General features: G+C 72.5%; 15 protein-coding genes. 8 read left to right on the top strand and 7 right to left on the bottom strand.

The window, feature by feature from the left end; genetic code table 11:
• Nucleotides 1–38: 38 nt before the first annotated feature.
• The 3 genes from ACFYV5_RS24985 to ACFYV5_RS24975 all read left to right on the top strand — a co-directional run bounded on the left by ACFYV5_RS24985 (nt 39) and on the right by ACFYV5_RS24975 (nt 3,099).
• Entirely contained in the window at nt 39–1,637 is a 1,599-nt protein-coding gene (locus ACFYV5_RS24985) for an ABC-F family ATP-binding cassette domain-containing protein (RefSeq protein WP_355111480.1), read from the top strand.
• Between the two features lie 323 nt (nt 1,638–1,960).
• On the top strand, nt 1,961–2,182 hold the full coding sequence (locus ACFYV5_RS24980) for a helix-turn-helix domain-containing protein (protein WP_006123601.1): 222 nt from the start codon (nt 1,961–1,963) through the stop codon (nt 2,180–2,182).
• Between the two features lie 119 nt (nt 2,183–2,301).
• The gene (locus tag ACFYV5_RS24975) at nt 2,302–3,099 is read left to right on the top strand and encodes an enoyl-CoA hydratase/isomerase family protein (protein WP_355111482.1); all 798 of its coding nucleotides are present in this window, start codon (nt 2,302–2,304) and stop codon (nt 3,097–3,099) included.
• A 9-nt stretch (nt 3,100–3,108) separates the two neighbouring features.
• Here the strand turns inward: ACFYV5_RS24975 and ACFYV5_RS24970 are convergent, their stop codons facing one another.
• Nucleotides 3,109–3,804 (bottom strand): hypothetical protein, encoded by a 696-nt coding sequence (locus ACFYV5_RS24970; RefSeq protein ID WP_389172078.1) that lies wholly within the window; start codon nt 3,802–3,804, stop codon nt 3,109–3,111.
• Nucleotides 3,805–3,896: 92 nt separating this feature from the next.
• Here ACFYV5_RS24970 and ACFYV5_RS24965 point away from each other — a divergent pair, with 92 nt between their 5' ends.
• Genes ACFYV5_RS24965 through amaP form a run of 5 tightly spaced genes read left to right on the top strand, consistent with a single transcriptional unit; the run spans nt 3,897 to nt 6,126 of the window.
• Nucleotides 3,897–4,352: an Asp23/Gls24 family envelope stress response protein gene (locus ACFYV5_RS24965; RefSeq protein ID WP_355111485.1), complete on the top strand. Its 456-nt coding sequence runs from the start codon at nt 3,897–3,899 to the stop codon at nt 4,350–4,352.
• 31 nt (nt 4,353–4,383) lie between these two features.
• Complete coding sequence (locus ACFYV5_RS24960; protein ID WP_389172076.1) at nt 4,384–4,575, top strand: hypothetical protein; 192 nt, start codon at nt 4,384–4,386, stop codon at nt 4,573–4,575.
• Nucleotides 4,576–4,581: 6 nt separating this feature from the next.
• The gene (locus tag ACFYV5_RS24955) at nt 4,582–4,932 is read left to right on the top strand and encodes an Asp23/Gls24 family envelope stress response protein (protein WP_389172074.1); all 351 of its coding nucleotides are present in this window, start codon (nt 4,582–4,584) and stop codon (nt 4,930–4,932) included.
• Nucleotides 4,929–5,534, top strand: coding sequence for a DUF6286 domain-containing protein (locus tag ACFYV5_RS24950; protein WP_389172072.1), 606 nt, complete (start codon nt 4,929–4,931; stop codon nt 5,532–5,534). Before ACFYV5_RS24955 ends, ACFYV5_RS24950 begins: the two co-directional genes overlap by 4 nt.
• Nucleotides 5,535–5,547: 13 nt before the next feature.
• Entirely contained in the window at nt 5,548–6,126 is a 579-nt protein-coding gene (gene amaP, locus ACFYV5_RS24945) for an alkaline shock response membrane anchor protein AmaP (RefSeq protein WP_389172571.1), read from the top strand.
• Nucleotides 6,127–6,146: 20 nt separating this feature from the next.
• Here the strand turns inward: amaP and ACFYV5_RS24940 are convergent, their stop codons facing one another.
• The 6 genes from ACFYV5_RS24940 to ACFYV5_RS24915 form a co-directional block, all read right to left on the bottom strand.
• Nucleotides 6,147–6,902, bottom strand: a complete 756-nt coding sequence (locus ACFYV5_RS24940; protein WP_389172070.1) for an SDR family oxidoreductase — start codon at nt 6,900–6,902, stop codon at nt 6,147–6,149.
• Between the two features lie 4 nt (nt 6,903–6,906).
• Complete coding sequence (locus ACFYV5_RS24935; RefSeq protein WP_389172068.1) at nt 6,907–8,691, bottom strand: glycoside hydrolase family 15 protein; 1,785 nt, start codon at nt 8,689–8,691, stop codon at nt 6,907–6,909.
• Nucleotides 8,692–8,725: 34 nt separating this feature from the next.
• Nucleotides 8,726–9,544: an SURF1 family protein gene (locus ACFYV5_RS24930; protein WP_355111497.1), complete on the bottom strand. Its 819-nt coding sequence runs from the start codon at nt 9,542–9,544 to the stop codon at nt 8,726–8,728.
• 70 nt (nt 9,545–9,614) lie between these two features.
• Entirely contained in the window at nt 9,615–9,848 is a 234-nt protein-coding gene (locus tag ACFYV5_RS24925; protein ID WP_355111499.1) for a hypothetical protein, read from the bottom strand.
• Between the two features lie 54 nt (nt 9,849–9,902).
• Nucleotides 9,903–10,877: a DEDDh family exonuclease gene (locus ACFYV5_RS24920; RefSeq protein ID WP_389172067.1), complete on the bottom strand. Its 975-nt coding sequence runs from the start codon at nt 10,875–10,877 to the stop codon at nt 9,903–9,905.
• A gap of 159 nt (nt 10,878–11,036) precedes the next feature.
• Nucleotides 11,037–11,684: a TetR family transcriptional regulator gene (locus tag ACFYV5_RS24915; RefSeq protein ID WP_355111502.1), complete on the bottom strand. Its 648-nt coding sequence runs from the start codon at nt 11,682–11,684 to the stop codon at nt 11,037–11,039.
• Nucleotides 11,685–11,767: the final 83 nt, after the last annotated feature.

The raw sequence follows: 11,767 nt of genomic DNA, 5'->3' as shown, positions 1-11,767 counted from the left end.
GCCCTTCCGCCGTCCATCCCCCGCCCTGGAGTCTGTCCGTGATCACCGCTTCCGGCATCGAGCTGCGCGCCGGCGCCCGCATCCTCATCGAGTCCGCTTCCTTCCGCATCGCCAAGGGCGACCGCATCGGTCTCGTCGGCCGCAACGGAGCGGGCAAGACCACCCTCACCAAGTGCCTCGCGGGCGAGGGCATGCCCGCCGCCGGGCAGATCGCCCGCTCCGGCGAGGTCGGCTACCTCCCGCAGGACCCGCGCACCGGCGACCTCGACATCCTGGCCCGCGACCGCATCCTCTCCGCCCGCGGCCTCGACGTCCTGATCAAGAAGATGCGGATGAACGAGGAGCGGATCGCGACCGGCTCCGGCGCCACCCGCGACAAGGCGATGAAGCAGTACGAGCGCCAGGAGACCGAGTTCCTCACCAAGGGCGGGTACGCCGCCGAGGCCGAGGCGTCCACCATCGCCGCCGCGCTCGGGCTCCCCGACCGGGTCCTCGGCCAGCCCCTGCACACCCTCTCCGGCGGTCAGCGCCGCCGGGTCGAGCTGGCGCGGATCCTCTTCTCGGACGCCGACACCCTGCTCCTCGACGAGCCCACGAACCACCTCGACGCCGACTCCATCGTCTGGCTGCGCGACTACCTCAAGACCTACCGCGGTGGCTTCATCGTCATCTCCCACGACGTCGACCTCGTCGAGACCGTGGTGAACAAGGTCTTCTACCTGGACGCCAACCGCTCGACGATCGACGTCTACAACATGGGCTGGAAGCTCTACCAGCAGCAGCGCGAGGCCGACGAGAAGCGCCGCAAGCGCGAGCGCCAGAACGCCGAGAAGAAGGCCGCGGCCCTCAACTCGCAGGCCGACAAGATGCGCGCCAAGGCCACCAAGACCGTCGCCGCCCAGAACATGGCCAAGCGCGCCGAGCGTCTGCTCTCCGGCCTGGAGGCGGTCCGCGTCTCCGACAAGGTCGCCAAGCTCCGCTTCCCGGAGCCCGCGCCCTGCGGCAAGACCCCGCTGACGGCGGAGGGCCTGTCCAAGTCGTACGGCTCACTCGAGATCTTCACCGATGTGAACCTCGCCATCGACAAGGGCTCGCGCGTCGTCATCCTCGGCCTCAACGGCGCGGGCAAGACCACGCTCCTGCGTCTGCTCGCCGGGGCCGAGACCCCCGACACCGGCGAGGTGACCCCGGGCCACGGCCTCAAGCTCGGCTACTACGCCCAGGAGCACGAGACCCTCGACCCGGAGCGCACCGTCCTGGAGAACATGCGCTCCTCCGCGCCCGACCTCGACCTCGTCGAGGTGCGCAAGACGCTCGGCTCCTTCCTCTTCTCCGGCGACGACGTCGACAAGCCGGCCGGGGTCCTCTCCGGCGGCGAGAAGACCCGGCTCGCGCTGGCCACCCTGGTCGTGTCCTCGGCGAACGTGCTGCTCCTGGACGAGCCGACGAACAACCTCGACCCCGCCAGCCGCGAGGAGATCCTCGGCGCGCTGCGCACGTACAAGGGCGCCGTCGTCCTCGTCACCCACGACGAGGGCGCGGTCGACGCGCTGGAGCCGGAGCGGATCATCCTGCTGCCGGACGGCGTCGAGGACCTGTGGGGCCCGGACTACAAGGACCTGGTGGCCCTCGCCTGATCATCCCGGTCTGGATCATTCGGCTCATGGGTGATCCATCATCTGAGTGAGTGCGTCTCATACCCCCGGCGCGGCCCCGATGAGGAATCCTTCCCTCGGGGCCGCGCCGCCCTTGTGCGCCGGGCACGGCGCTGACCTGGCACTTCCCGGCCCGAGCGGCTCCGGGCCGGGGGCCGCGCCCTGCGGAATGCGAGATTCCGGTCGTGACGGGACCTTCCACGGTTGCCAACCTTGTGGCACGGACCTTGTCGAATGGGTGGCCAGGACGTCCGGAAGGGGTGATCATGAGAAGTCCAGAGCGCACTTCCCATGAGGAGGCACGGGTGGCCGAGACTCTGAAGAAGGGCAGCCGGGTGACCGGCGCCGCGCGCGACAAGCTCGCGGCAGACCTGAAGAAGAAGTACGACTCCGGTGCGAGCATCCGGGCGCTGGCCGAGGAAACCGGCCGCTCCTACGGATTCGTCCACCGGATGCTCAGCGAATCCGGAGTCACGTTGCGCGGACGCGGCGGGGCGACACGGGGCAAGAAGGCTGCCTCGGCCTGAGTCGGTCGCGGTTCGTCGGGTCCACCGGTTCCGCGGTGGCCACCCGGTCGACCGTGCGGTCGGCCGGGTGGTTACTGTGCAGTCACTTAGCAGTGCTGCACCGGAACCGGAGGCGCCCCATGACTTCGCTCGACTCTGTGCTCGTGTTCGACAAGGACGGTGTACGGCTCACCGTCGAGGACGCCGTTGCCACGGTGACTCTGACCAACCCGGCGAAGCGCAACGTCCAGTCTCCCGCTCTGTGGCGGGCGTTGACGGAAGCCGGACGGTCACTGCCGGGCAGCGTGCGGGTCGTGATCCTGCGGGGCGAGGGTACGTCCTTCTCCGCCGGGCTCGACCGGCAGGCGTTCACGCCCGAGGGCTTCGACGGCGAGCCGTCCTTCCTCGACCTGGCACGTGGCTCGGACGACGACCTCGACGCGGTCATCGCCGAGTACCAGGAGGCGTTCACCTGGTGGCGCCGCGGCGACATCGTCTCGATCGCCGCTGTCCAGGGGCACGCCATCGGTGCCGGATTCCAGCTCGCCCTCGCGTGCGACCTGCGGGTCGTCGCCGAGGACGTGCAGTTCGCCATGCGCGAGACCAGCCTGGGCCTCGTGCCGGACCTGACCGGCACGCACCCGCTCGTCTCGCTCGTCGGCTACGCCCGCGCGCTGGAGATCTGCGCCACGGGCCGCTTCGTCCACGCGCAGGAGGCCGAGCGCATCGGCCTCGCCAACATCGCCGTGCCCGGCGACGAACTCGACGCCGCGGTACGGGACCTGAGCGCCGCGCTGCTCGCCGCGCCGCGTGACGCGGTGATCGAGACCAAGGCGCTGCTCCAGGGCGCCGCGGGCCGCTCCTACGAGGACCAGCGCACCGCCGAGCGCGCCGCCCAGGCCCGCCGCCTGCGCGATCTGGCCGGCCTCGGCGACTGACACCGCCGCTCAGCGGATCTCCGACACCAGGACCGTGACCGCCGTTCCCTCGGAGGCGGTCGCGGTCGCCGCGGCGCGCACGGCCCGGGCCACGTCCAGCGGGCGGTGCCCCGCGGTCACCGCCACCTCCACGCGCAGTCCGCCCGGGCCGCGATGGAACGCGCTGCCCAGCACGTCGGTGAGCGCCGCCACGCCCTCGACGGCGAGCACCGCCGGGGCCGCCGGATCCTCCGACGACGGCGACGTTCCCCCGGGTGGGGGAGTGGCGGCCGATGCGTCCGGGGCCTTCTGCGCGCGCTCGGCGATGCCCGTCACCCGAAGATCCACCGCCACGACGTTCAGCCCCAACTGCGCTGTGGCCGAGGCGAACAGTGCCTCGCGCACCTCCGCGGCGAGCGTCGGCAGCGGCCTGCTCGCCTCCGTTCCGTACTCGGCCGCGAACTCGGCCGAGATCCCGAGCGTCCCCGGCGGCAGTCCGCCCGGCGGTACGGGGAACGGCTCCTCACCGCTCGCCTCCACGAGCCCCACCCGGAGCACCCCGGGCACCACTCCTCGTACGGCCTCCGCCGCCCTCAGCAGCACCGCCCGCGCCGCCCGCTCCGTCAGCCACGCGCCGTCCGCCGCCTCCCCGAGAGGGAGCAGCCGACCTGGCCCGAGCCGCTCGCGTACCGCTGCCGCCCATCCCGTCCCCGCTGTCGTCGTCATGTACCCAGACTGCCGCATCCCTGGCGCGAGATAGGGCAAGCGCACTTAATGTGGGCGAAGGAGTACGAATCCGCAGGGAAGGGATGAGGACCATGAACGACCCCGCGCACCCCAAGGACCCGAACGTGACCAAGCGCGGCGGCGGTGACCCCGCCTCCCGCGGCCGGACCACCATCGCCGACGGGGTCGTGGAGAAGATCGCCGGCCTCGCCGCCCGCGACGTCGTGGGCGTCCACGCCATGGGCAGTGGAATCTCCCGCACCCTCGGTGCCGTACGCGACCGGGTGCCGGGCGGCGGCGGGGCCAAGTCGAACGCCACGCGAGGCGTGAAGGCCGAGGTCGGCGAGGTGCAGACCGCGCTCGACCTGGAGATCGTCATCGAATACGGCGTCTCGATCGCCGACGTGGCCGGGGCCGTGCGCGAGAACGTCATCGCGGCCGTGGAGCGGATGACCGGTCTGGAGGTCGTCGAGGTCAACATCGCGGTCAGCGATGTGAAGCTCCCCGACGAAGAGGACGAGGACGAGTCGGAGCAGCGGCTCCAGTAGCCGTGGTCAGCCCGGCGGAAAGGGGCACAGCATGAGCATGTCGGTGGTCGGCCTGGTGGCCGGAATGGCCCTCGGTTTCGCCGGGTACTTCGGCGGCTTCGGGGCGTTCGTCCTGGTCGCGGCCTTGGGCGCGATCGGTTTCATCGTCGGACGGTTCGTCGAGGGGGACCTCGAACCCGGCGACTTCTTCCGGAGTCGCGAGCGCGGCGAGCGGCGGCGGTGACGGGGGGTGGCAGCAGACCCGGTACAGCCCGCCGGTCGGGGGGCGACGACCATCGCCGACCGGGTCGTCGCGAAGATCGCCGCGCGGGCCGCGCGGGAAGCCCTCGACGCACTGCCCCCCGGTGCTTCCAAGCCGCATGCGACGGTCGTCGTGCAGCGTGATTCGGCGCGGGTCTCGGTGAGCCTGGAACTCGGACACCCCACGGACCTCGCCCGGCAGTGCGGCGCGGTCCGCAAACAGGTGACGCGCCGGGTGCGGGAGCTGGCGGGTCTGGAGGTACCCGAGGTGGCGGTCCATGTCGAGCGTCTCCACTCGCCGCGTACGGCGCGCGAGTCGGCCGGACGGGGGCTGCGATGAGCACGGTCGGCGACCCCGGAACCGTACCCGTACTGAAGGAAGAGCCACCGGTCACGGCCCAGGCGCGCCGCTTCTGGTCGGCCCGGCGGATCCCGGCGGCCCTGGTCGCCCTCGTCCTCCTCGGCGCCACCGGCCTGCTCCTCTACGACGTGGCGGCCGTACGGGCCGGCCACGGGGCCATGGCCTGGCGCCGCGAACTCGCCGACGCCCTCGCCACCCGGCCCCTCGACAACGGCTGGGTCCTGACCGGCGCCGTTCTCGCCGTCCTGCTCGGCGCCTGGCTGCTGGTGCTCGCGTTCACCCCCGGGCTGCGGGCCGTGCTCCCGATGCGGCGCGAGCACGCCGACGTACGCGCCGGACTCGACCGCGAGGCGGCGGCCCTGGCCCTGCGGGACCGGGCGATGGAGGTCTCCGGCGTGCAGTCGGTACGCGTACGGATGGGGCGCCGGAAGGTGAGGGTGCGGGCGGTCTCGCACTTCCGCGAACTCGACGAGGTGCGCGCCGACGTGGAGAGCGTCGTCGCCACCGGCATCGGCCGGCTGGGGCTCGCCCGCCCGCCCACGCCGAACGTACGGGTGGCCCGTCCACCGAGGAAGGGATGAAGGAGTGACCGTCATTCTGCGGCGCGTCAACCGGGTGCTTCTCGGACTGGCGGGCCTGCTGCTCCTCGCCGTCGGCGGGGCGGTCCTCGCGGCCGGATTCGACCTGCCGGTGCCCTCCTGGTGGCCCTGGTCGGGGCCCTCCGACGTCCTGCTGAGCGAGGCGGACCGGCAACGATGGCGCGACGAGGGCTGGTGGTGGCCCGTGGTCATCGCCGTCCTCGCGCTCCTCGTGCTCCTGGCCCTGTGGTGGCTGCTCGCGCAGTTCCGCCGGGCCCGGCTCGCGGAGGTCCTGATCGACACCGGCGACGGGGAGGGAGCGGCGGTGCGGGGCCGGGCGCTGGAGGCCGTCATGGAGGCGGACGCGGTGGCACAGGACGGGGTGTCCCGTGCCCGGATCGCCCTGACCGGCCGCCGTACCGCCCCGCGCACGCGGGTGGCCCTGCGCCTGGAGCCCTACGCCTCCCCGGGCGACGCCCTGACGTCCCTGACCACCGAGGCCCTGGCCAACGCCCGTACCTCGACGGGCCTGCCGTCGCTCCCGACGGAGGCCCGCCTCCGCGCGGTCAAGCACCGCGCCCGCCGCGTGACCTGACGCGGCGCCGGGACCGTCGGTCAGAACCCGTGCCGCGCCCCGCCGTCCACGTTCACCATCACGCCCGTCACGTACGACGCCGCCGGCGACAGCAGGAACGCCGCCGTGCGGCCGAACTCCTCCGGCGTGCCGTACCGGCGCAGGGGAATGCGGGACTCGCTCGCCGCCCGCGCCGCGTCCGCGTCGCCCGACATCGCGTCGAGCGACCGGACCCGGTCCGTGTCGATGCGCCCCGGCAGAACGCCCACGACCCGGATGCCCCGCGGCCCCAGGTCGCCCGCGAGGGACTTCGCGAAGCCGGCGAGCCCGGGGCGCAGCCCGTTCGAGATCGTCAGGCCCGGGATCGGCTCGTGGACGGAGCCGGAGAGCACGAAGCCGATGACGCCGCCCTCGGACAGGGTCTCCGCCGCCGCCCGGGCCATCCGTACCGCCCCCAGGAAGACCGTGTCGAACGCCGACGCCCACTGCTCGTCGGTGTTGTCGGCCCCGAAGCCGGGCGCCGGGCCGCCCACGCTGACGAGGACGCCGTCGAAGCGCCCGAAGCGGGAGCGTGCCTCGGCGATCAGCCGGCCGGGCGTCGCGGGGTCGGCGTTGTCCGCCGCGAGACCGGCCGCTCCCGGGCCCAGCTCCCCGGCCGCCTCGGCGACCGACTTCTCCTCGCGCCCGGTGATCAGCACCTTCGCGCCCTCGGCGAGCAGCGCCTCGGCCGATGCCCGGCCGAGCCCACGCGTCGCGCCGGTCACCACGTACACACGGTCCTTCAGTCCAAGATCCATGGGCCTATCCTGCCGGGTCCTGCCACGGCAGCGCGACGGCGGTCCCCACCAGCCCGACGTGGCTGAACGCCTGCGGGAAGTTGCCCAGCTGCCGCCGCGCCACCGGGTCGTACTCCTCCGCGAGCAGTCCCACGTCGTTGCGGAGGGCGAGCAGATGCTCGAAGAGCTCCCGCGCCTCCTCCTCCCGCCCGGTCATCCGCAGCGCGTCCGCGAGCCAGAAGGAACAGACGAGAAACGTTCCCTCGCCTCCGGGCAGGCCGTCCACCGAGACCCCTTCGGTGCTGTAGCGCCGGAGTAAACCGCCGTGCGTCAGTTCCTTGCGCACCGCGTGGACCGTCCCGACCACCCGCGGATCGTCCGGCGGCAGGAACCCGACCCGAGGGATCAGCAGCGTCGCCGCGTCCAGCTCCCGCGAGCCGTACGACTGCGTGAAGGTGTTGCGCTCCGGGTCGTACCCCTTCGCGCACACGTCGGCGTGGATCTCGTCCCGCAGCGTGCGCCATCGCGCCGCCTCCCCGCGCAGCGACGGATCCATCTCCAGGGCGCGCACCGCGCGGTCGGCGGCGACCCAGGCCAGCACCTTGGAGTGCACGAAGTGACGGCGCGGCCCCCGTACCTCCCACAGCCCTTCGTCCGGCTGCCGCCAGTTCGACTCCAGGAAGTTCAGCAGGCTCAGCTGCAGGTTCCAGGCGTTCCGCTCGGCCGGGATCCCCGCCGCCCGTGCCATGTCGAGCGAGTCCATGACCTCGCCGTACACATCGAGCTGGAACTGGTCCACCGCCGCGTTCCCGATCCGTACCGGCGCCGAGTCCGCGTAGCCGCGCAGCCAGGGCAGCGTCATCTCCGGCAGCCGCCGCTCGCCGGCCGGCCCGTACATGATCTGCAGATCGGCCGGATCGCCCGCCACCGCCCGCAGCAGCCAGTCGCGCCACGCCGCCGCCTCCTCGACATAGCCGGCCGACAGCAGCGCGCCGAGCGTGAGGGTCGAGTCGCGGAGCCAGCAGGAGCGGTAGTCCCAGTTCCGTACGCCGCCCAGCTCCTCCGGGAGCGAGGTGGTGGGCGCGGCCACGATGCCGCCCGTCGGCGCGTAGGTGAGCGCCTTGAGCGTGATCAGCGAACGGATCACCGCGTCGCGGTACGGGCCTTCGTAGGTGCACCGCGCCGACCACTCCCGCCAGTCGGCGAGCGAGTGCTCCAGGGCGTCGTAAGGGTCGACGAGGGCGGGGCGCGGCTCGTGCGACGGATGCCAGGTGAGGACGAACGCCACCTTCTCGCCCTCGCCGACGGTGAACGACGAGCAGGTGGCGTACTGCTGCCCCCAGGTCTTCACCGGCGGCTCGCTGCGCAGCCACACCGAGTCGGGCCCGGCCACGGCCACCCGATGGCCGTCGCTGCGCCGGACCCACGGCACGATCGAGCCGTAGTCGAAGCGCAGCCGCAGCACCGAGCTCATCTCGACACGGCCGCTGACGCCCTCCACGATCCGCATCACATCGGGCGCCTTGTCGCGCTGCGGCATGAAGTCGACGACCTTCACGATGCCGGTGCGGGTCTCCCAGTACGTCTCCAGGACGAGGGAGTCGCCCGCGTAGCTCCGCCGGGTGCAGGTCGTGGCGTCCTTGGGCGCGATCCGCCAGTGACCGTTGTCCTCGTCGCCGAGCAGCGCGGCGAAACAGGCGGCCGAGTCGAAGCGCGGCAGACACAGCCAGTCGATGGATCCGTCGCGGCCGACGAGTGCGGCGGTCTGCAGATCGCCGATGAGGGCGTAGTCGTCGATACGTTGCGTCACGCTCTGGCGTGTTCCCGAAAGCGACGACGGTCAATCAACGGGGCGCGGTGGGCTGGACAGCCGCAGGCTCCGGCTCGGGGGTCCCCGCGCCCGCGTCGGTGCGGGCCGCCGCTTCGCGATCGCGCTTCTCGCGGCGTACCAGGATGACCCAGCCGACCGGCACGCCGGCCGTGAAGAGCCACCACTGCACGGCGTACGCCATGTGCGCGCCGATCGAGTCGTGGTCCGGCTCGGGAACCAGCTCGGGCGTGTCGCCCGCGGGCTCGGGCGCCGTCTGCTCCAGGTAGCCGCCGAGGACCTCGCGGCCGAGCAGCTCGGCCTGCTGCGCGCTGTTGATCAGCATCACCTGACGGTCCGGCAGGCCGCGCAGGTCCTTGATGCCGCTGGCGTCGGTCGTCTCGTCGGCCTTGAGGCGGCCGGTGACGGTGATCTCGCCCTCGGGGGCGGGCGGCACCTCGGGGTACGCCTTCTGGTCGGGGGCGGCCGGGACCCAGCCGCGGTTCACCAGGACGACCCGGCCGTCCTTCAGGACCAGCGGGGTGAGCACCATCACACCCTGGCGGTCGTCGGCGTTGGTGCGGCGCCGGACGACGACCTCGTGCGCGGTGTCGAAGGTGCCGGTGGCGGTCGCCTGCCGCCAGTAGTCGGCGCGCGGAACGGTGTGACCGGGGGAGGTCAGCTCCTGGACCGGGAGCGGCTTCGCCTTCAGGTTCTCCGCGATCAGGGCGTTCTGGGCGACCCGGCGCTCGTGCCGGTGGAACTGCCAGAAGCCCAGCTCGACCATCGTCGGGACGAGGGCGAGGGCGACGAGGGTGAGGATCACCCACTGCCGGGACAACAGGAAGCGGTACACCCCATGACCGTACAACTCCGGGCATGGGGTGCACGCACGGGGGTTCCGGTCCCGGGAGCCGGGCCGGAGCTCAGACGTGGTCGACGATCCCCGCCTTTCCCTCCGCGCGGGCGCAGTGGCCGCCGCAGTACCAGCTGCCCTCGACCTCGACGCCCTGGCCGATGATCTGCACCTTGCAGTGCTCACAGATGGGCGCCATGCGGTGAATGGCGCAGGAGAAGCAGTCGAAGACGTGCACCGCGCCCTGCGCGTGCACCTCGAAGGACATGCCGTAATCGTTTCCGCAGACCTCACAACGTGCCATGCGCCACAGGGTGCGGTGCGCGCCGGGCGAAGCGCGGGCGGCACGCCCGGTGCGTCACCCGTCTGCCGGGGCCACGTCCCGCAGCAGCTGGGTGAAGGCCGCCTCGTCGACGACCGGAGTGCCGAAGGCCTTCGCCTTGACCGTCTTGGACGTGGCCGCGTCCGGGTCGTTCGTCACCAGCAGGCTCGTCAGGCGGGAGACGCTCGTGGCCACATGGAGCCCCGCCTCGACCGCGCGGTCCTCCAACAGCTCGCGGTCGATGGAGGTGTCGCCCGAGAACGCCACCCGCATGCCCTGCTTGAGCGGTTTGTCTGTTTCGTAACGCCCGGGATTGGGATGCGGGCACGGCGGCCGCTTCCGCGAAGGGCGCCAGCTGTCCGCGTGGTACGAGGCCTGGTAGCCGATCCGCGGGGCGGGCGGGGTGGACACCCACTCCGTCAGCGGCCGGCATTCGAGCAGCGGCAGCCGTACGTTCCGCTCCGCCGCGGTGTGCAGACTCGGCCGGAACGCCTCGGCCAGCACGCGCGCGTCGTCCAGCGCGTGGTGCGCGCGCTGCTGGACCACGCCGAAGTGCGCGGCCAGCGACTCCAGCTTGTGGTTGGGCAGCGGAAGCGACAGCTCCTTGGAGAGGGCGATGGTGCACAGTCGCTGCCGCACCGGCGCGGTGCGCTCGGCCCGCGCGTACTCCCGGGCGATCATCTGCCAGTCGAAGATCGCGTTGTGCGCCACCAGGACCCGGCCGTCGAGCCGGGCGGAGAACTCGGCGGCGATCTCCGGGAAGAGGGGCGCTCCCTCCAGGACGTCACTGGTGAGCCCGTGGATCCAGACCGGCCCCGGGTCCCGCTCCGGATTGACGAGGGTGTACCAGTGGTCCTCGACGTTGCCCTGGGCGTCGAGGCGGTAGACGGCAGCGGACACTATCCGGTCGTCGCGGGCGAGTCCGGTGGTCTCCACGTCGACGACCGCGTACCCCTGCGGGTAGGCGGCCGGCCACGTCGCTGCTGTCGTACGGTCGTCGAGCATGGTCACTGAGAATACGGGCAGCCACCGACAGGGCGGCCCCCGGTGTCCACATCCCGCCGCCGCGATCCGGCCGCCGGGTTGACGCCAGAGGCCCACGAGCGGCTGCCCGTACGGCAGTTCGCGTGCGCTCACCTCGGGTCGGCCCCACGCGCGCGGGGAGCCGGATCAGTCCGGGGATCCGCCACTCTCGCCCCGGGTCGCCAGCAGGCCGTCCACCAGGGCCCGTACGGACGTGATGAAGAGGCGCTCCGTGTCGATCGGCGAGGCCAGGGCGCGCGCGAGGGCGGGGTCGGCGGGGTCCGTCGTCCGCGGCTCCCAGAGCTCCACCTCGGCGGGCGACTGGACCGGGGCCCGCTCGCGGTTGCGCTCGACCAGGACGTGACCGACCACCTGGAACTGCACCGCCCGGACCACCTCCGCCGCCCGAGCGCCGCGCAGGCCGGCCGCGTGCACCTCGTGGGCGAGGGCGCGCTGCGCGGGCAGGAACATCCGCTCCGTCAGGCCCCGCTCGTGGACCATCGCCACCAGATGCGGGTGCTCGCGCAGGTCGCGGCGGAGCGCGCGGGCCACCGAGACGATCCGCGCGGCGGGGGTGCGGCCGCGCGGGGTGATCGCGGACAGATCCGCGACCGTCCGCTCGACCAGCGCGTCGAGCAGGGACTCGCGGTTGCCGACGTGCCAGTAGATCGAGGTGACCGCCGTGCCGAGCTCGGCGGCGAGCTTGCGCATGGTGAGGGCGGCGGGGCCGTGCTGCTTCACCATCGCGGCGGCGGTCTCCAGGACCTCCTCGCGGCTGAGTGCGGTGCGCGCCATCGTCCGTCCCCCGATTCTCTTGCCCGCGCGGCTCTTTACCCTTCATCGCCATCGGTGTAACTGTGTTACAGACCCGACCCCTT

This window comes from Streptomyces sp. NPDC003035 (genome assembly GCF_042888285.1).
In the GTDB taxonomy this organism is placed as follows: domain Bacteria; phylum Actinomycetota; class Actinomycetes; order Streptomycetales; family Streptomycetaceae; genus Streptomyces.
The sequence above is the reverse complement of the archived record's forward strand: the minus strand, read 5'-3'. Positions and strand labels throughout refer to the sequence as shown.

What these genes read in the sequence shown, in the direction of transcription:
- ACFYV5_RS24960 (WP_389172076.1), top strand. Translation starts at nt 4,384, where the DNA reads ATGAGCATGTCGGTGGTCGGCCTGGTGGCCGGAATGGCCCTCGGTTTC.
- ACFYV5_RS24975 (WP_355111482.1), top strand. Translation starts at nt 2,302, where the DNA reads ATGACTTCGCTCGACTCTGTGCTCGTGTTCGACAAGGACGGTGTACGG.
- ACFYV5_RS24950 (WP_389172072.1), top strand. Translation starts at nt 4,929, where the DNA reads ATGAGCACGGTCGGCGACCCCGGAACCGTACCCGTACTGAAGGAAGAG.
- ACFYV5_RS24940 (WP_389172070.1), bottom strand. Translation starts at nt 6,902, where the DNA reads ATGGATCTTGGACTGAAGGACCGTGTGTACGTGGTGACCGGCGCGACG.
- ACFYV5_RS24925 (WP_355111499.1), bottom strand. Translation starts at nt 9,848, where the DNA reads ATGGCACGTTGTGAGGTCTGCGGAAACGATTACGGCATGTCCTTCGAG.
- ACFYV5_RS24915 (WP_355111502.1), bottom strand. Translation starts at nt 11,684, where the DNA reads ATGGCGCGCACCGCACTCAGCCGCGAGGAGGTCCTGGAGACCGCCGCC.
- ACFYV5_RS24965 (WP_355111485.1), top strand. Translation starts at nt 3,897, where the DNA reads ATGAACGACCCCGCGCACCCCAAGGACCCGAACGTGACCAAGCGCGGC.
- ACFYV5_RS24970 (WP_389172078.1), bottom strand. Translation starts at nt 3,804, where the DNA reads ATGACGACGACAGCGGGGACGGGATGGGCGGCAGCGGTACGCGAGCGG.